Here is a 17776-nt window from a genome sequence, read left to right on the forward strand (position 1 = left end):
AGGTCTGGCGATGATCGGACGTCTCGTTCGCCGGCCACCACCAGGTCCGATTCCCGCCTTCATCTGACCGCGCCGGCCGGGCGCCATGACCGCGCGGGCCCGGGGCGGCGGACCCCGGGGCGGTCAGGAGAGGCGGGCGGCCAGCCAGGGCAGCAGGGCGTCGCCCTGGGCCTGCTGGAACGCGCGCACCGTGGGGATGTTGGCCGGCGCGGGCCGCCGGGCCCCGTCGGTGAAGAAGCCGGCCAGGCCCGCGTACGTGCCGGTCAGCACGTCCGGGTCGACGTCCGCGGTGAGCGGCAGCCGGCGCAGCAGAGCCTCGGTGTCGTGCCCACCGTGCAGCCGCACGTTGACCAGCAGCAGCGCGGTGTCCAGCCAGGCCGGCCCGCGGCAGGCCCACGGCCAGTCGACCACGGTGACCGCACCGGCCGCGTCCACGAGCAGGTTGTCCGACCGGATGTCGAGGTGGCAGAGCGTGTCACCGGTCAGCGCGGCGAGGCCCCGGTCGGCGGCGGCGCGCAGCTCGTCCAGGTGCGCGCGGGCCCACGGGTCGAGGGTCGCGGGCGGGTCGGCGGCGATCCGGTGCCAGCCGCCGAAGTCGTGCGCCAGCCGCTCGGCGGCGGTCGGCACCTGCGGCACCGGGGCCGGGGTGAGCGCCACCGCCATCGCCGCCAGCGCGGCGAGCACGGCGGTCAACTCGTCGGTCCGCCACGGGGTGGCCGGGTGTCGACCGTCCACATCGGTGAAGACCAGGGCCACCCAGTCGCCGTCGTCGTGGCAGCCGAGCAACCGGGGCGTCGGCGCGGACGCCGGCAGCACGGCCGCCACCTGGGCCTCGGTGCGGTGCAGCCGGGGACTGTCCGGGTTGCGCGCCGGGTTGACCGCCTTGACGAAGGCCCGCCGGCCGGTCGCGGTGCGGACCCGGTCGGCGGAGCCGGGGGAGTAGCCACCGGGCTGGGAGACCGCCTCGACCACCCGGTCACCGAGGATCTCCTGCACCGCCGCCCGGACGTGCTCGGGCAGCTCGGACCAGCCGAGCCGGGCCCTGTTCGCAGCCGTCATCCGCCCACGGTGCGCGACGGGCGTCCCGCCGGGCAACCTGATTAGCGCGTTGACTGGCCGCCGTCCCGGACCCCGCCGGTGGCCGCTTCAGGTGGCGGGTGACCCGCCGGGCAGCGGGTCCGGTCGGCGGCGCGACAGTTGGACCGCGCCGAGGCCGAGAAGCAGCACCAGCACCGCGAAGACCAGCGCGTTGACCGCGATCGTCGGGTAGCCGAGCCGGGGCACGTCGAGGAAGGGATAGAGGTAGCGGTCGTCGGCCCGGCTGAACGCCGCGCCCCGGACCAGGACCAGGGTGAGCCAGACCAGCGGATATCCGAGCAGGCCGACCGCGTACGCCGCGGTCGGCGGCCGCCGGGGACGGCGGGTGAGCCAGTCGGCGGCGGCCAGCGGTGGCGCCACCGCGTGCAGCAGCAGGTTGCCCGCGTCGGAGACCGTCCCCCGGGCGTCGGCCGTCGCCACCATGGCGTAGCCGCTCCACGGGTTCGCCAGCACCAGGACGAAGACCAGGGCGGTGACGAGCAGATAGACGGTGAGCGCGGTGCGCAACCGGTCGCCGCCGCCGAGCAGCAGCACGGCGAGGTAGGCCAGGTCCACCTGGATGGTGAAGTAACAGAGCAGCTCCACCGGCTCCTCGCGGGCGGCGACGAAGGCGAGGGCCAGCCCGACCGCGAGCACCACCACGATGCTTCCCCGCAGGACCCGGCCGGACACGCGCGGACGCTACCACCGGCGCATCGACCGATGCGACTACGAGCGTGCTGCGCCGGCGACCGTGGAGTAGATCGCCGTCAGCTCGGCCAGGTAGCGCTGACCGGTCCACGCGGCGCAGCTGTCCCGCCCCTCGGCAACCACCCGCTGCCGCAGCTCGACATCGGTGAGCAGCCGGCTGAGCAGCGCCCCGAACGCCTCCGGTGTGCCGGCGGCCACCGGGCGGGTGGTGCCGGTGCCGGGGCGTGTGGCGAGCCCGGCGTCCACCATGGCCACCGGCAACCCGTGGGCCTCGGCCTCACCGAGCACCAGCCCCTGGGTGTCCGTGGTGGAGGTGAAGGCGAGCAGGTCGGCGGCGCGGTAGTGGGCGCCGACCTGCTCGCGCGGCACCGGGGGCAGCAGGTGCAGCGCGTCGGCGACGCCGAGCCGGCGGGCGGCCCGGCGCACCGCCGGCCGGTGGCGCCGCACGCCGAGCAGCACCAGCCGGGCGTCCGGCAGTTCGCGCCGCACCCGGGCGAACGCGGCGAGCAGCAGACGCGGACTCTTCTCCGGCGTGGTCCGGCCCACGGCGAGCAGCACCGGCGCGTCGGCGGGAACACGCAGTCGGGCCCGCAGCCGCCGCCGGTCGTCGGCGTCGTCGGCCGGCGCGGGGATCGGGGTGGGCAGCACCACGATGCGGGTCGGACCGGCCATCGGCGCCATCGCCGCCGCGGTCTTCGCCGAGGGGGCGAGCAGCACGGTGGTGTGCGCCAGCAGGCACCGCCCGAGTTCGGCGAGCCGGGCCTGCCGGCCCGGCCCGGGACGGGCCAGCGCCCACAGGTCCCGGGCCCGCCAGCGCAGCCCCAGCCGCAGGCCGGCGTACCCGGCTCCGATCGGTATCTCCGGGTAGTACGCCGCGTACGCGACCAGGTCGGTGTGCCAGGTGAACACGACCGGCAGGCCCCGGGCGGCGGCGAACCGCAGCCCGGCCACGCCGACCGGGCCGGTGGTGTGCACGTGCACCACGTCCACCGGCGCGTCCGGCAGCCGGGGCAGCGCCAGCCGGTACGGCCGGGTGGGCACCGGCACCGAGGGCAGTTCGTCGGGGTGGCGCCGCCGCCGGGACAGCGGGCCGGGGCAGTGCAGGGCGACCTGGTGCCCGGCGGCGCGCAGCAACGCGACCGTGGCGCCCACCGAGGTGGCCACCCCCTCGATGTTGGCGAGGTGACTGTCGCTGACGTGCGCGATCCTCACCCCGCCATCATCGTCAGCCTGCACTCTTCTGGCCGCCCCCCGATCGGCCGTACCGCAGCGGTTACCGGGTGGCGCGTTCCGGGTCGCTCTGCTGCACTACCCGCTGGGCGCTTGAGGAGAGGGTGGTACGCCGATGGAGCTGATGCTGACCCCGATGACGGCCGACGAGTTGGCGCGGCTGACCGGCGCGCTGGAACGCTCGTACGCCGAGGAGCTGTCCCGGCACCGGGCGATGAGCCCGGCCGACGCGCAGGCCCGCGCGGCGGCCCAGATGCGGGACCTGCTGCCGGACGGTGCGGCCACCCCCGGGGTGCTGCTGCGGGTGGCCCGGGTGGGTGACGTCGAGGTCGGTTGGATCTGGGTGACCCTGCCCGGCGCCGCCGGGGCGTCCGACGCGCCGCCCGGCTCCGGACGGGCCTGGATCCACAACATCGAGGTGCACGAGGCACATCGGGGCCGTGGCCACGCCCGGTGGATGATCCAGCTCATCGAGGCCGAACTCGCCCGGCTCGGCGTGGCCGAGCTGGGGCTGAACGTGTTCGGCTCGAACACCGTCGCCATCGGGCTCTACCAGAGCCTCGGCTTCCGGGTCACCGCCCAGCAGATGGCCAAGCCGGTCTCCGCCGGCCCCGTCGCCCCGGGCTGACCTGCGCGGAGGACTGTTCGCCAATCCAGCGGGAACCCGGGCCCCGACGCACCCGGGAGGAGCGACGGATGACGCATGGGGCCGGACTGACCATCGGTGTGCTGGGCTCGTACGGCGGTCGCAACCTCGGTGACGAGGCGATCCTCACCGGCCTGCTGACCGACCTGCGCCAGCAGGAGCCCAACGCCCGGATCATCGTCTTCTCCCGGGACCCCGCGCACACCCGGATCGCCCATCCGGACGTGGAGGCGGTGCCCTGGGAGGGCGTCAGCCGGACCGACTCCGCGTTGGTCCTGGCCCAGCTCGACCTGCTGATCCTGGGTGGCGGCGGCATCCTGTACGACCGGGAGGCCCGCCGCTACCTGCGGGTGGTCCGGGTGGCCCAGGAGCGGGGCCTGCCGCTGATCACCTACGCGGTGGGGGTGGGGCCGCTCAGCGACGGGGTGGACACCGGCATGGTCCGGGAGACGCTCGGCGGGGCCACCCAGGTGACCGTCCGGGACCAGGAGTCCCGGATGGTGCTGGAGGAGGCCGGACTGATCAACCCGATCACGGTCACCGCCGACCCGGCGTTCCTGCTCGAACCGGAGGACTTCCCGGCCGAGCTGCTGCGCGAGGAGGGCGTCCCGGCCGGGCGGCGGCTGGTCGGAATGAGCGTGCGGGAGCCGGGGCGCGCCGCCGAGCGGCTCGACGTGGACGGCTACCACCGCCTGCTGGCCCAGATCGGCGACTTCCTGGTGCACCGGATCGACGCGTACGTGCTCTTCGTGCCCATGGAGCGCGACGACATCCGGCACTCGCACGGCGTGCTGTCGCACATGATCGCCGCCGAGCGCGGCCGCATCCTGCACGGCAAGTACTCGCCGCAGCAGGTGCTGGGCCTGATGCGCCACTTCGACCTGGCCGTCGGCATGCGGCTGCACTTCCTGATCTTCGCCGCGATGGTGGGTACGCCGTTCCTCCCGCTGCCGTACGCCGGGAAGGTCTTCGACCTGGCCCAACGGCTCGGCGTGCCGGCGCTGCGCGGGGTCGAGCGGGAGGTGGAGGGCCCGCTGCTCGCCGAGGTCGACCGGCTCTGGGACGAGCGCGAGGCGCGCGCCGAGGCCACCGCCCGCCGGGTCGCCGAGGTGTGCGACCAGGCCCGCGGCACCTCCGAGGTCACCCGGGGGGTGCTGGAGAGCCTGCGTAGCCGCCGGCTCACCCGCGCCTGAACCGACCCGGCTCACCCGCGCCGGCTCAGACCGCCGGGCCGCGCCAGCAGTAGCGCCAGTCCTGGGCCCCGTCGACGGCGGCCTCCAGCTCGTAGATCTCCGCCTCGGCCAGCCCGCCGGGGCCGAGGTGATGGTGGGTCAGCGGTGGGCGGCCGTTGCTGTCCAGCTCGACGGTGACGCTCTGCCCGTCGGCCACGCCACCCACCAGCGGGATCTCTACCGTTGAGGCCATGGGACCATCCTGCCCTTCCCGGCGGGCCCCTCGCAGCGGTTAGCGGGGCAGCGCCCGGCGGGCGTGCGCGGGTAACGTCCGGTCATGGCGGAGACGACGATCGATCCCACGCTCGGGCCCGTGCTGGCGCGCACCGGCGACGAGCGGGCCGTGCTCGAATCCTTCCTCGACTTCCACCGGGGCGTGCTGCTGCGCAAGCTGCGCGGCCTCTCCGACGCCGACGCGACCCGCCCGGCACGCCGGTCACGCCGACATCCTGCGGGAGCTGACCGACGGGCAGACCGGCGCGATCTGAGCGCCGGTCGGCTCAGCCGGCGGGGAGCAGCCCGGGCGGATACTCCATCCCGTCGTGCGTACAGGCTGCCGCGGCCACCCGGGCGGCGTACGCCGCGGCGTCGGTGAGCGCCGCGCCGTCCAGCCGGGCGGCGATCAGGCCGGCCGCGAACGCGTCCCCGGCGCCGTTGGTGTCCACCACCGGCGCGGGCGGCACGGCGGCCGGCACCGGCGTCGGGCCGCCGCCGCCGAGGTGCAGCTCGGCGCCGTCGGCGCCCCGGGTCACCACGACGGTGCGCGGCGCCAGGCCGGCGGCGACCGCCGCGGCCCGCGCGCCGAGCCGGACCCCGCTGACGAAGACCAGGTCGGCCACCTCGGCGAACGGCCGGTGGTAGGGGTTCTCGCCGTCCCAGTCGTGCAGGTCGGTGCTGACGCCGACCCCGCGTGCGGTCCGCAGGTCGGGCAGCAGGCCGGTCGCCCAATCCATGATCGACAGGTGTACGTGCCGCGCGTCCCGGACCAGCGCGGCCAGCTCGGCGCCGGTCAGCGGCGGCGGGCCCTGCCAGGGGCGAGGGTCGTAGAGCGACATCCGCCGTCCGGCCGGGTCGACCAGGTTCACCGAGCGGCGGGTGCCGGCCGGGGCCGCCAGCAGCACCGGATGCACCCCGGTGCGGGCCAGCGCCGTCCGGACCACGTCGCCGGCCGGATCCGCGCCGAGCACGTCGACCAGGGCCACCCGCAGCCCGAGCGCGTGCGCGGCGAGCGCCACCCCGGCGCCGGTGTTGCCGATCCGCAGCTCGACCGGGTCGACGGTGAGGGAGTCGGCGGCCGGCAGCGGCAGCGCGGGCACCCGGACCCGCACATCCACCCCGAGCCCGCCGACGACGAGGAGGTCGAACATGGCGCCGACGGTAGCCGGCCGGCGCCGCCTATCCTGGGCCCGGGCGTCGTAAGGGGGAGTGCGTGCTGGTCATCCACGGGTTGTGGCGACCCGGCCCGGCCGAGGCCGAGCTCGCCGTCTGGGCCGAGGAGAGCACGCTGCCCGCGCAGGCGCCGCGACGCCCCGGCCGGGCGCCGCGGGAGCGTCCGCACCCGTTCGCCGCCGACCACCCCACCCTGGCCGCCGCGCTCGCCGAGGCCGCCGAGCCGACCGGGCTCGGCACCGCGCTACTCACCCTGCCGACCCGGGCCGGCTCGCCGGCCGACTCGCCGGAGCTGGTCCGGACCGCCGTGGCCACCCCGCCCCGCGGGCGGGTCACCCTCGCCGGGTGGCGGGTTCCGGTGCTGCGGTACGCCCCGGACGCCGCGCTGGCGCTACTGCGCGCGCTGGTCGAGCTGCCGGCCGCGCCCGGGGCGACCCTGCGCCACCTCGCCGAACTGGCCGAGTTCGCGGCCGACCTGGTCACCCGAGGCCGGATCCTGCCCGGTCTCGCCGACCCTCTCCCGACGCGCACCGCCGGGTCAGCCGCGCCCGCCGTCGCCGATTCCGCGGTCGGCCCTGACGTCGGGCCCGACTCCGACGGGCACCTCGTCGCCGACGGGGCGGCCCGGTGGGCCTCCCCGTCGGACGACGGCGTGCCGGCGCGGGCGGTGTGGCGGCCCCTGCTCACCGGCACGGACGCCGCCTGGGCGCGGTCCCTCGCGCTCGCCGTGCCGCCGGCCGCCCGTGCCGCCGAGCCGACGATCGCCGTCGGCGAGCTGATCGCCGACGCGTTGGACGCGCTGACCGACGCCGCCGCCCGGGCCGCCCTCGCGCAGACCCCGCTGGCCCGCGGGGTACGGCCCAACGGCGCGGTGCCCGCCTGGCTGGCCGCCCTCGCCGGGCCGCACCGGGACTTCACCGCCGACCCGGCCGCGCTGGCCACCCTCCGCGCGGAGCTGGAGGCCTGGCAGCGGGACGCGGCCGGAGGCGCGGTCCGGGCCAGCTTCCGGCTGGTCGAACCCGCCGCCGAGATCACCGAACCGGTGGTGGTGACCGTCGGCGGCCCGGCCGGCACCGGCGGGGCCGCCGCGAACGGCGACCCGCGAACCTCGGCCGGCCCGGACTCCGGCGCCGGCCGCCCCGAACACCCGGGGGCGGACGCGACGCTCGACGGGTGGCGGCTGGAGTTCGGGCTCCAGGCCGCCGACGAACCGAGCCTGCACGTCGACGCCGGGCGGGTGTGGCGGGAGCCGGCGACGGTGGCCTCGCTGGCCGGCCCGACGACCAGCGCGCAGGAGACGCTCCTCGCCGAGCTGGGCCGGGCCAGTCGGCTCTGGCCGGACCTCGACCCAGCGCTGCGCACCGCCGCCCCCGAGGCGCTGGAGCTGGACGTCGAGGGCGCGCACCGGTTCCTCCGCGAGGGAGCGCCCGTGCTGCACGCCGCCGGCTTCGGCGTGCTGCTGCCGTCCTGGTGGCAGCGCCCGTCGTCCCGGCTCGGCGCGCGGTTGCGGGCGCGCAGCAGGACCGCCCCCGGCACCGTCGCCGCAGCGGGTCCCGGGGTGGGCCTGGACGCGCTGGTCGACTATCGCTGGGAGCTGGCGCTCGGCGACCAGCCGCTCTCCGCCGACGAGTTGGCCTCGCTGGCCGAGTTGAAGACCCCGCTGGTGCGGCTGCGCGGGCGCTGGGTCGAGCTGGACCCGAAGCGGCTCGCCGCCGGGCTGCGGCTGCTCCGCTCCGCCGGCGAGCTGACCGTCGCCGACCTGCTCCGGCTCGGGCTCACCGACAGCGACGACGGCGCGGCGCTGCCGGTGCTGGAGGTGACCGCCGACGGCACGCTCGGTGACCTGCTCGCCGGGGCGGTGGAGCGGCGGCTCACCCCGCTCGATCCGCCCCCGACGTTCCGCGGCACGCTGCGCCCGTACCAGCGGCGGGGGTTGGCCTGGCTGGCCTTCCTCCAGTCGCTCGGGCTCGGTGGGGTGCTCGCCGACGACATGGGGCTGGGCAAGACGGTGCAGCTGCTCGCGCTGCTCGCCGGGGACCCGCCCGAGGCCGGGCCGACCCTGCTGGTCTGCCCGATGTCGCTGGTCGGCAACTGGCAGCGGGAGGCGGCCCGGTTCACGCCGGAGCTGCGCGTACACGTGCACCACGGCGCCGAACGGGCCCGGGGCGCGGAGTTCACCGCGGCCGTGCACGGCGCGGACCTGGTCCTCACCACCTACTCGGTGGCGGCCCGCGACGCGGTCGCGCTGGCCGGCGTCGACTGGCACCGGGTGGTGGTGGACGAGGCGCAGGCGATCAAGAACGCCTCGACCCGGCAGGCCGAGGCGGTGCGTGCGCTGCCGGCCCGGCAGCGGGTGGCGGTCACCGGCACGCCGGTGGAGAACCGGCTCGCCGACCTCTGGTCGATCATGCAGTTCGCCAACCCCGGCCTGCTCGGCCCGGCGGCGACCTTCAAGAAGCGGTTCGCCGAGCCGATCGAGCGGCACGGTGACGCCGAGGTCGCCGAACGGCTGCGCCGGATCACCGGCCCGTTCGTGCTGCGCCGGCTCAAGACCGACTCGTCGATCATCTCCGACCTGCCGGAGAAGCTGGAGATGGAGGTGGTCTGCAACCTCACCGCGGAGCAGGCGTCGCTCTACCGGGCGGTCGTCGACGACATGCTGGCGAAGATCGAGTCCAGTGACGGCATCGAGCGGCGCGGGCTGGTGCTGGCCACCATGACCCGGCTCAAGCAGATCTGCAACCACCCCGCCCAGCTGCTGCGCGACGGCTCCGCGCTGGACGGTCGCTCCGGCAAGCTGGCCCGGCTGGAGGAGATCCTGGACGAGGTGCTCGCCGCGGGGGAGAAGGCGCTGCTCTTCACCCAGTACGCGGAGTTCGGCGGGATGCTGCGCGGGCACCTCTCCGCCCGGTTCGGCCGGGAGGTGCTGTTCCTGCACGGCGGCGTCGGCAAGGCCGACCGGGACGCCATGGTGACCCGGTTCCAGTCCCCGGACGGCCCGGCGATCTTCGTCCTCTCGCTGAAGGCCGGCGGCACCGGGCTCACCCTCACCGCGGCCAACCACGTGGTGCACGTCGACCGGTGGTGGAACCCCGCCGTCGAGGACCAGGCCACCGACCGGGCGTTCCGGATCGGGCAGCGCCGGCGGGTGCAGGTCCGCAAGTTCGTCTGCGCCGGCACGGTGGAGGAGAAGGTGGCCGCGCTGATCGCCGACAAGCGCAACCTCGCGTCCCGGGTGGTGGGCAGCGGCGAGCAGTGGGTCACCGAGCTCTCCACCGGGCAGTTGCGCGAGCTCTTCGCGCTGGAGTCCGGGGCGGTGGTCGAGTGAACGAGCGAGCCACCGGGCCGAGCAGCGGCGGCGCAGACGGGACGTCCAGCGGCCGGTTCGCCGACTACGGCCGGCCCCGCCGGGTGGACGGCGGGCTGAAGGCGCGCAGTACCCGGGGCGCGATCGGCCGGTCCTGGTGGTCGCGGCGCTTCCTGGAGGTGCTGGAGTCGTTCGCGCTCGGCACCCGGCTCACCCGCGGCCGGTCGTACGCGCGCGCCGGCCAGGTGGTCAGCCTCGACATCGCCCCGGGTGCGGTGACCGCGGTCGTGCAGGGTTCCCGACCGCGACCTTACGCCGTCCACATCGGACTTTCCGCGTTCCCGGCCGAGTTCTGGGACCGGATCGAGGCCGAGCTGGCCGGCCAGGCCTTCTTCAGCGCCCGGCTGCTCGCCGGTGACCTGCCGGCCGAGCTGGAGGAGCTGTTCGCCGCGGCGGGCGCACCGCTCTTTCCGGCCGGGGTCGACGAGCTGGCCCAGCGGTGCGACTGCCCGGACTTCGCCGTGCCGTGCAAACACCTGGCGGCCACCTTCTACCTGCTCGCCGAGGCGTTCGACGCCGACCCGTTCGAGCTGTTGCACTGGCGCGGGCGGGGCCGGGTCGAACTGCTCGACCGGCTCCGTGCCCTGCGGGCCGCGGCCACCGGCGCCCCGGCACCGTCCGAGCAGGACGGTGCGCCGGTGCCGGTCGTCGCCGAGCCCGTCGAGGCCGCGCCGGCGGGAGCCGCCCGGGCGCTGGCCGGCCTGCCGTCGGCGCCACTGGCCGACGCGGCGGACCGGTTCTGGCTGCCGCCGGTGCCGTTGCCGGACCGGCCACCCAGCCTGGCCACCGGACCGGACCTGCTGTTGCGGCAGCTCGGCCCACCGGCTCCCGCCATCGGCGGGCCCGGGCTGGTGGAGCGGCTACGCCGGGCGTATCAGGCGTTCGGCCGGTGAAGCCGCGCCGACCAGCCCGGGCGGTCATAGCCAGCGCCGACGGAAGCGCCACATGAGCACCGCGTTGGCCACCAGCACCACGGCGCAGATCGCGCCGGCCAGCCGCCCTGCCAGCACGGTCATCGCCGGCAACGAGGCCCACAGCACGATGGTCAGCAGCAGCAGGTAGCGGCCACGGCGACCCTTGGCCCGGTTGTCCAACCGGGCGAAGAACGCCGGGTCACTCTCCCGGAGCTGGCGGGTGATCTGTTCGAACCTGCGCTGATCCTCTTTGCTGAGCATGGCGGTGCCTTCCCCTCACGCGTTCAGCGGTCCGGCGGCATACCCGCTGCGACGGCGGCTCACGCCGCCCGCCGCTGGTCCTTTTCCCCGCCCGGCCTGCACCACGTGCCCGCCGCGCGCTGCTCTGAGCGCCTCAGCACCGGCTTATCCGATCCTTAAGTTTCGCTGTGGCGGTGAACGGTGCAGGAAGCGTCCACCCCGGCGAAAGTGTCACATCGGCGCCGTCGCGGTACACGTACCCCCTGCTGGGGGCGTTCGTGCCCACGTGGTCCTCCGGCACCTACCCGGACCCCGCGCTGAGGGCTGTCTTAAGTGCCCTCACGAGGCCATTCCGCTCGCCTTGTCGGGGCCAGACCCCTTGGTTACCTTCCCGTAGCAACCCCCTCAGGCATCAGTCGCCGCCGCTGCCATCCCTGCCCGATCGCAGTCGTGCCGGCGCTCAGCAGAAATCGGGATTGGTACATGGCCGACCAGAATGTGCCACCACGTCGACCGCGGGACGACCGCGGTTGGGACGCACAGCAGCACCCCTCCTCCGGCGGGTACCAGGACCTGACCGCGTCCGCTCCGTACGGGTACGACACGCCGCACCCGCAGCAGGGCGGATACCCGGCCCAGGCCGATCCGCGCACCTCGTACCACTTCACCGGCCAGCCGGACCCGGCGCCGCGCGGACCACAGTGGGTGGGCCCCGAGGGCCTTGGCCGGCCGGCCCCGGCCCGCACCGCCGGCGCCGGACTGCCCAACCTGGACGACGGGGACGAGCCCGGCCGGGGCGTCGGCCGTCGGAAGGCCCTCGTCGCGCTCGGTGGCACCGCCGCGGTGGTCGCCGGCGGCGCCGCCCTGGCGATGACCCCGCAGGTGCGTGGTCTCTTCGGCGGCGATGCCGCGGCCGGTGACGCCACCGGCACCACGGTCACCGACGGCACCGCCGCCCGCCCGAGCGGGCAGCAGCCGAGCACGGTGCGCACCTACACCGAGCAGAACGAGAGCTACATGGGCTCGCGGGCCGGCGAGGCGCTGAAGAAGAACGCGCCGGCCGGTGGCCGTACCTTCTCCGGGCCGGCCGCCGCGGCCGCCGAGACCAAGGTGACCGTGAAGACGGTGCTCGCCAAGGACCCGGTGCTGCACCTGGCCCGCCGGGCCACCTTCGGCCCCACCCCCCAGCTGCTCGCCGACATCAAGCGGCAGGGCATCGACGGCTGGATCCGGGCGCAGTTCGAGCCGGACAAGATCGAGCCGAGCCGCGCCGAGCTGAAGCTCGCCGACCTGCCCACCCAGAAGCTCTCCGTGCAGCAGCTGCGCGACCAGCGGGACCAGCTCAACGAGCGGGGCGCGCAGCCGGAGCGGGAGATGGTGGACGCCACGGTCGCCCGGCAGATCTGGTCCAAGCGCCAGCTCTTCGAGGTGATGGTCGACTTCTGGAACGACTTCCTGCACGTGGCCGCGGAGTTCGACGGCGGCGAGGTCTACCGCAGTTCGTTCGACCGGGACGTCGTCCGGGCCCACGCGCTGGGCAGCTACCCGGAGATGCTGGTCGCCGCGAACAAGCACCCGGCGCTGCTGCTCTACCTGAACCAGAACGACTCCCGTGCCGACGCGGTGAACGAGAACCTGGCCCGGGAGAACCTGGAGCTCTACTCGGTCGGCGTCGACGGCGGCTACACCGAGAAGGACGTCCGGCAGGCGGCCCTGCTGCAGACCGGTCGCGGCGTCGAGGACGGGAAGTACATCTTCCGCGCGGACCGGCACTACGTCGGCAAGGTGAAGATCCTCGGCTTCACCCACGCCAACAACACGAAGGACCCGAAGAAGGCCGACGCGGCTATCGACGCGTACATCGCCTACATCGCGCTGCACCCGTCGACCGCCAGGTACGTGGCGCAGAGCCTGGCCACCCGGTTCGTCTCGGACACCCCGCCGAAGTCCCTGGTGGACCGGCTGGCCAAGACGTACACGGCGAACAAGGGCATGATCAAGCCGGTGCTGATGACGCTCTTCAGCTCCTCGGAGTTCTGGGCCGCCGTGGGGCAGAAGGTCCGCCGGCCGATGGAGTACCTGGTCGCCACGTACCGCGCCCTCGGCGTCTCGCCGGAGGCGTCGCCGAAGCACGACAACGGCGACAACAAGCGCACCCCGTTCGCCCGGGGCCTGCGGCAGGTCTCCGACAAGATGCGGGAGCTGGGGCAGTTCCCGATGGGCCAGCCCACCCCGGACGGCTACCCGGACGTCTACATCGCGTGGACCTCGGCCGGCACGATGGTCAACGGGTGGAACGAGGCCGGCGAGCTCATCGCCGGCTATCGCACCCAGTTCACGTACGTCAAGCCGGAGAAGCTGGTCGCGAAGCCGCCGGCCACCGCCGGGGCGTACGTGGACGCGCTCGCCCTGCGCCTGGTCGGCCAGAAGCTCACCGCCCGGGAAAAGAACCTGATCCTCGGCGTGGCCGACGTGTCGGCGACCGCCAAGGTCGACGCCACGTTCAACGGGGCCATCACCGCCGTCGCGCGGGCGATCCTCGCGTCCCCTCAGCACCACCTCCGGTGAGGCACCCGATGGAGAAGACTGTGTACAACACCTACCCCCTGCACCCCGAATGCCGTGACCTGCGGCGGCTGGCCGACAACCCGGCCGAGGCGCTGCTGCGGGCGGAGGCCGACGTCGTGGCCGCCGAGAACGCCGCCGAACGGGACCGCTACCGCCGGCTGGAGGACCTGGAGGAGGCCCAGCAGGACGGCCGTGGCGTCACCCGGCGGACCTTCGTCGCCGGTGCCGCTGCCACCGCCACCGCGCTGGCCACCGCCCAGTTCGTCACCACCTCGGCCTCGTTCGCGGCCACCAAGACCGGCACCCTGATCCACGTCTTCCTCTACGGCGGGCTGGACGGGCTGAGCCTGGTCGCGCCGGACAACGACCCGGTGCTCGCCAAGGCCCGCCCCGACCTGCTGCTCGGCGACGACTCGCTGGCCCTGGGCCGCGGCTTCAAGCTGACCAGCGCGTTCAAGCCGCTGGAGCAGTGGCTCAAGGCCGGCCAGCTGGGCTTCATCCCGGCGGCCTCCGACGAGCGGCTGTCCCGCAGCCACTTCCAGGCGGCGGACGCCTGCAACCTGGGCGGGCTGCCCAACGAGACCGGCGGCCGGGGCTGGCTCGACGGCCTGGTCGACAACCTCGGCAAGGGCACCGCGTTCCGCAGCGTCGGTGTCGGCAGCACGCTGCCCCGCTCGTTGGTCGGCAACAACGGCGCGCTGTCGCTGAACAGCGTCGGCTCGCTGCGGCTCAACGGCGACGACCGGTTCCGGGCCGCCACCGAGAAGGCCATCAGAGGGCTCTTCACCGGGATCAACCACCCGGTCGAGGAGGCCGTGCAGGACGGCCTCGGCGCGCTGGCCACCGCGCAGAAGCTCGCCGCCAAGCCGTACCAGCCGGCCGAGGGCGTCAGGTACGAGGGCGTCGGCAACGCGTTCCAGCAGCTCGCCCAGCTCATCAAGGGCGGCGCCAACGTCCGGGTCGCCACCGTCGGCATGGGTGGCTACGACACCCACGAGAACCAGGGCACCCGCGAGGGCGGCCAGCTGCACCGGCGGCTCAACGAGCTGGCCGGCGCGATGGCCGCGTTCTTCACCGACCTCGGCCCGAAGGCCGCCGACGTGACGATCATGGTGTCCAGCGAGTTCGGCCGGCGGGTCGGCTCCAACAGCGGCGGCACCGACCACGGCCACGGCGGCGTGATCACCCTGCTCTCCGGCAAGAAGCTCGCCGGCTCGCTGCTCGGCACCTGGAACGGTCTGGACAAGCTGGACTCCGGTGACGTGCCCGAGTACAACAACATGTTCAACGTCTACGGCGCGGTCGCGCAGGGCCGGTTCGGGCTCACCAACGCCGAGGTGGACAAGGTCTTCCCCCGGCAGAAGTACGCCCCGATGAAGCTGTACGCGTGACCTACCAGCACACCCACGCCGCCGGCCGCCGGACCGGGACCCCGTCCCCGTCCGGCGGCCGGTCGGCTGCGCCCGTGCCGCCGCAGGTGCCGGCGCGACGCGGCCCCGGCGGCCGGCGGCTGCTCGCCGCGCTGCTCGTGGTCGGCCTGCTCGCCAGCGTGCTGCCCTGGTGGCTGGACACCCCGGCCGGTTCGCTGCGCTCCACCGCGGCGACGCTCACCGCGGCCGGCCGGATCAGCGGCCTGGTCGCCGGCTACCTGCTGCTGGTGCAGGTGCTGATGATGAGCCGGCTGCCGGTGCTGGAACGGTGGATCGGCGGCGAGCAACTCGCCCGCTGGCACCGCGACGTCGGCGCCACCCTGCTGGTCGCGGTGCTCGCGCACCTGTCGCTGATCCTGCTCGGCTACGCCGGCCTGCGGGACCACTCGGTGCTCACCGAGGCCGGCGTGCTGCTGCGCGACTACGAGGACATGCTCGGGGCGTTCCTGGCCACCGGCATCATGGTGCTGGTCGGCTTCACCAGCGTCCGGGCGATCCGCACCGCGCTGCCCTACGAGCTCTGGCACGTGCTGCACCTCTCCAGCTACCTGGTGCTGCTGCTCGGCTTCGGCCACCAGTTCAGCAACGGCGCGCAGCTGTTCCAGCCCGGCCCGGTCCGCACCGGTTGGATCGCGATGTACCTGCTGGTGGTCGCCGCGCTCGGCTGGGGCCGGGTCGTGGTGCCGCTGCGGTTCAACCTGCGGCACCGGCTCCGGGTCGCCGACGTGGTGGCGGAGAGCCCGGACACCATCTCGATCTACCTCACCGGCGCGCGGCTGGACCGGTTGGCGCTGCTCGGCGGGCAGTTCTTCCGCTGGCGGTTCCTCACCCCGGGCTGCTGGTGGCAGTCGCACCCGTTCTCCGTCTCCGCCGCCGCCAACGGCCGGTGGCTCCGGCTGACCGTGAAGGTGGTCGGCACGCACACCGCCGACCTGCGCGACCTCGACCCGGGCACCCGGGTCTGGGCGGAGGGGCCGTCGGGCACCTTCACCGCCGCGCATCGCCTGCGGGAACGGGCTCTGCTCATCGCCGGTGGCAGCGGGATCACCCCGATCCGGGCCATGCTGGAGGAGCTGCCGCCAGGCGCGGCGCTGATCTACCGCGCCCGCACCCCGGCCGACGTGCTGCTCGGCCGGGAACTGGACTGGCTCGCCCAGGCCCGCAACACCGACATCTGGTACGTCATCGGCTCCCGCGACGACCCCGGCCCCCGCCAGGTGATGAGCCCCGACGGCCTGCGCCAGCTGGTGCCGGACCTGACCGCGCGGGACGTCTACCTCTGCGGGCCGCCCGGGCTGGTCGAGCAGTCGGTGCGCGCGCTGCGCCGGGCCGGCGTGCCCCGCAAGCAGATCCACCTGGCCACCTTCGAGCTGTAGAAGGACGATCACCATGCGCCGCGCGTTCCTCGCGATCACCGGCCTGGCGGCCAGCACCACCGCGCTGGTGGTGCTGAAGGGCTCGCCCGGCACCAGCCAGGTCGCCCAGGAGGTGCCGGCCGGCCAGCCGGTCAGTCCGACGCCGGCCGGGTCGGCCCCGCCCGCGGCGGAGAGCCCGACGCCGGGCGCCACGCCGACCAGCGTCGCCGGGTCGCCCCGGCCCAGCCGCAGCGCCACCAGGGCGCCGGCCGGCCGCCCCACCACCAAGGCGCCGGCCGCGCCCCGGACCACGACCAGCAAGCCGCCGCAGTCGACCACCCGTCGGGTGACCGGGCCGATCGTGGAGAACGAGTACGGCAACGTCCAGGTGCAGATCGTCCTCTCCGGCAACCGGATCGTCGAGGCGCTCACCCTGGAGCTGCCGAGCGGGCCGGGCGAGACCGAGCGGCACAGCGACGACGTGCGGCGCGCGTACAACGGCACGTCTGGGCAGGTGGTGCGGAACCAGAGCGCCGACCTGGACACCGTCTCGGGGGCCACCGAGACCAGCGCCTCGTACGAGCAGTCGCTGCGGGCCGCCATCGAGCAGGCCCGCTGAGATGACCGCGCCGCTGACCCGGCCCGGGCTGCGCCGGGTCGAGCAGATCATGGGTACGGCGATCAGCCTGGACCTGGCCGACGACCTGCCCGCTGTGACCCTGCACGAGCTGGCCGACGAGGTCTTCGCCTGGATGCGTGAGGTGGACGCCCGGTTCAGCACCTACCGCGAGGAGAGCGAGGTGCGCCGCTTCGACCGCGGTGAGCTGCTGCTCTCCGAGGCGTCGGCGGATCTGCGGTCGGTGCTGGCGGCCTGCGCCGAGCTGTGGGGGGCCACCGACGGCTTCTTCGACGCGTACGCCACCGGCGGGCTCGACCCGTCCGGCTACGTGAAGGGGTGGGCGGCCCAGGTCGCCTCGGACCGGCTGCTCGCGGCCGGCGCGGTCAACCACTGCGTGAACGCCGGCGGGGACGTCCGGCTGCGCGGGCACTCGGCGGCGGGGCGACCGTGGCGGGTCGGCGTGCGGCATCCGTGGGACGCGGGGGCGACCTGCCTGGTGCTCACCGGCACCGACCTCGCGGTGGCCACCTCCGGCGTCTACGAGCGTGGCCACCATGTGCTGGACCCGCGGCGGGGCGCCCCGGCGAGCGGCCTGCGCTCGGTCACCGTGGTCGGCCCCGACCTGGCGGTGGCCGACGCGTACGCCACCGCGGCGTTGGCGATGGGGGTGGCCGGCATCGGCTGGCTGGACAAGCTCCCGGGCCACACCCACGCGATCGTCACCGACGACGCCCGGCTGCTGCACTCCAGCAGCCTTCCGCTCGCCTCCTGACCGTCCGCGCGATCTCCGGCGGGTCAGCGGATGGGGCGGTGGGTGCCGGCGGGGCGGGAACCGGTCGGTCGGGGTCGGCCGGGTCGCGAGCCGGCGGGTCGGGTGCCGGCCCAGCGGTGCCGCGGGCGGCTGCGGTACGGAGGCTCGCTGCCGCCGGTCTGCGATGCGGTGTCGTCGCTGGACATCATTCCCCCCGCTCCTGGCGCGTTCGCGCCGTCGCCGTGCT

15 protein-coding genes and 1 pseudogene are annotated in these 17776 nt (G+C 74.9%); 10 read left to right on the forward strand and 6 right to left on the reverse strand.

The features are described 5' to 3' along the window. Nucleotides 1–123 precede the first annotated feature (123 nt). The 3 genes from AB0C04_RS07305 to AB0C04_RS07315 form a co-directional block, all read right to left on the reverse strand. Nucleotides 124–1059 (reverse strand): phosphotransferase, encoded by a 936-nt coding sequence (locus AB0C04_RS07305; RefSeq protein WP_357049736.1) that lies wholly within the window; start codon nt 1057–1059, stop codon nt 124–126. A gap of 87 nt (nt 1060–1146) precedes the next feature. Then, nucleotides 1147–1770 carry a Pr6Pr family membrane protein gene (locus AB0C04_RS07310; RefSeq protein ID WP_357049738.1) on the reverse strand — a complete coding sequence of 208 codons (624 nt, stop codon included), beginning with the start codon at nt 1768–1770 and terminating at the stop codon, nt 1147–1149. 36 nt (nt 1771–1806) lie between these two features. After that, on the reverse strand, nt 1807–3000 hold the full coding sequence (locus AB0C04_RS07315; protein ID WP_357049741.1) for a glycosyltransferase: 1194 nt from the start codon (nt 2998–3000) through the stop codon (nt 1807–1809). A gap of 133 nt (nt 3001–3133) precedes the next feature. Here AB0C04_RS07315 and AB0C04_RS07320 point away from each other — a divergent pair, with 133 nt between their 5' ends. Beyond that, on the forward strand, nt 3134–3646 hold the full coding sequence (locus AB0C04_RS07320) for a GNAT family N-acetyltransferase (protein WP_357049744.1): 513 nt from the start codon (nt 3134–3136) through the stop codon (nt 3644–3646). A 68-nt stretch (nt 3647–3714) separates the two neighbouring features. Next, nucleotides 3715–4857: a polysaccharide pyruvyl transferase family protein gene (locus AB0C04_RS07325; RefSeq protein WP_357049747.1), complete on the forward strand. Its 1143-nt coding sequence runs from the start codon at nt 3715–3717 to the stop codon at nt 4855–4857. Nucleotides 4858–4882: 25 nt separating this feature from the next. Here the strand turns inward: AB0C04_RS07325 and AB0C04_RS07330 are convergent, their stop codons facing one another. After that, nucleotides 4883–5089 carry a hypothetical protein gene (locus AB0C04_RS07330; protein ID WP_357049750.1) on the reverse strand — a complete coding sequence of 69 codons (207 nt, stop codon included), beginning with the start codon at nt 5087–5089 and terminating at the stop codon, nt 4883–4885. Nucleotides 5090–5173: 84 nt separating this feature from the next. Here AB0C04_RS07330 and AB0C04_RS07335 point away from each other — a divergent pair. After that, a pseudogene (locus AB0C04_RS07335) lies at nt 5174–5320 on the forward strand (mini-circle protein); the annotation flags it as partial. Between the two features lie 76 nt (nt 5321–5396). Here AB0C04_RS07335 and AB0C04_RS07340 read toward each other — a convergent pair. Next, nucleotides 5397–6263: a carbohydrate kinase family protein gene (locus tag AB0C04_RS07340; RefSeq protein WP_357049753.1), complete on the reverse strand. Its 867-nt coding sequence runs from the start codon at nt 6261–6263 to the stop codon at nt 5397–5399. 62 nt (nt 6264–6325) lie between these two features. On the opposite strand from AB0C04_RS07340, the gene AB0C04_RS07345 reads away from it, so the two are divergent. Together AB0C04_RS07345 and AB0C04_RS07350 are read left to right on the forward strand one after the other, a co-directional pair. Further along, nucleotides 6326–9613: a DEAD/DEAH box helicase gene (locus AB0C04_RS07345; RefSeq protein WP_357049757.1), complete on the forward strand. Its 3288-nt coding sequence runs from the start codon at nt 6326–6328 to the stop codon at nt 9611–9613. Then, entirely contained in the window at nt 9610–10545 is a 936-nt protein-coding gene (locus AB0C04_RS07350; protein ID WP_357049760.1) for an SWIM zinc finger family protein, read from the forward strand. The genes AB0C04_RS07345 and AB0C04_RS07350 overlap by 4 nt, the downstream gene beginning before the upstream one ends. Nucleotides 10546–10569: 24 nt before the next feature. On the opposite strand, the gene AB0C04_RS07355 is transcribed toward AB0C04_RS07350, so the two are convergent. Then, complete coding sequence (locus AB0C04_RS07355; protein WP_350874167.1) at nt 10570–10827, reverse strand: DUF3040 domain-containing protein; 258 nt, start codon at nt 10825–10827, stop codon at nt 10570–10572. A gap of 462 nt (nt 10828–11289) precedes the next feature. Here AB0C04_RS07355 and AB0C04_RS07360 point away from each other — a divergent pair, with 462 nt between their 5' ends. From AB0C04_RS07360 to AB0C04_RS07380, 5 genes are read left to right on the forward strand one after another with little or no spacing between them, the layout of a single operon-like run. Further along, the gene (locus tag AB0C04_RS07360) at nt 11290–13374 is read left to right on the forward strand and encodes a DUF1800 domain-containing protein (RefSeq protein ID WP_357049764.1); all 2085 of its coding nucleotides are present in this window, start codon (nt 11290–11292) and stop codon (nt 13372–13374) included. Nucleotides 13375–13382: 8 nt separating this feature from the next. Further along, the gene (locus AB0C04_RS07365) at nt 13383–14765 is read left to right on the forward strand and encodes a DUF1501 domain-containing protein (RefSeq protein ID WP_357049766.1); all 1383 of its coding nucleotides are present in this window, start codon (nt 13383–13385) and stop codon (nt 14763–14765) included. Then, the gene (locus tag AB0C04_RS07370; protein WP_357049769.1) at nt 14762–16180 is read left to right on the forward strand and encodes a ferredoxin reductase family protein; all 1419 of its coding nucleotides are present in this window, start codon (nt 14762–14764) and stop codon (nt 16178–16180) included. The genes AB0C04_RS07365 and AB0C04_RS07370 overlap by 4 nt, the downstream gene beginning before the upstream one ends. Before the next feature lie 13 nt (nt 16181–16193). Then, a complete protein-coding gene (locus AB0C04_RS07375) occupies nt 16194–16778 on the forward strand; it encodes an FMN-binding protein (RefSeq protein ID WP_357049772.1) in 585 nt (194 codons plus the stop codon). 49 nt (nt 16779–16827) lie between these two features. Next, entirely contained in the window at nt 16828–17550 is a 723-nt protein-coding gene (locus AB0C04_RS07380) for an FAD:protein FMN transferase (RefSeq protein WP_357050749.1), read from the forward strand. The last annotated feature ends 226 nt before the right edge of the window (nt 17551–17776 follow it).

The organism is Micromonospora sp. NPDC048909, assembly GCF_040649635.1.
Lineage (GTDB): Bacteria > Actinomycetota > Actinomycetes > Mycobacteriales > Micromonosporaceae > Micromonospora.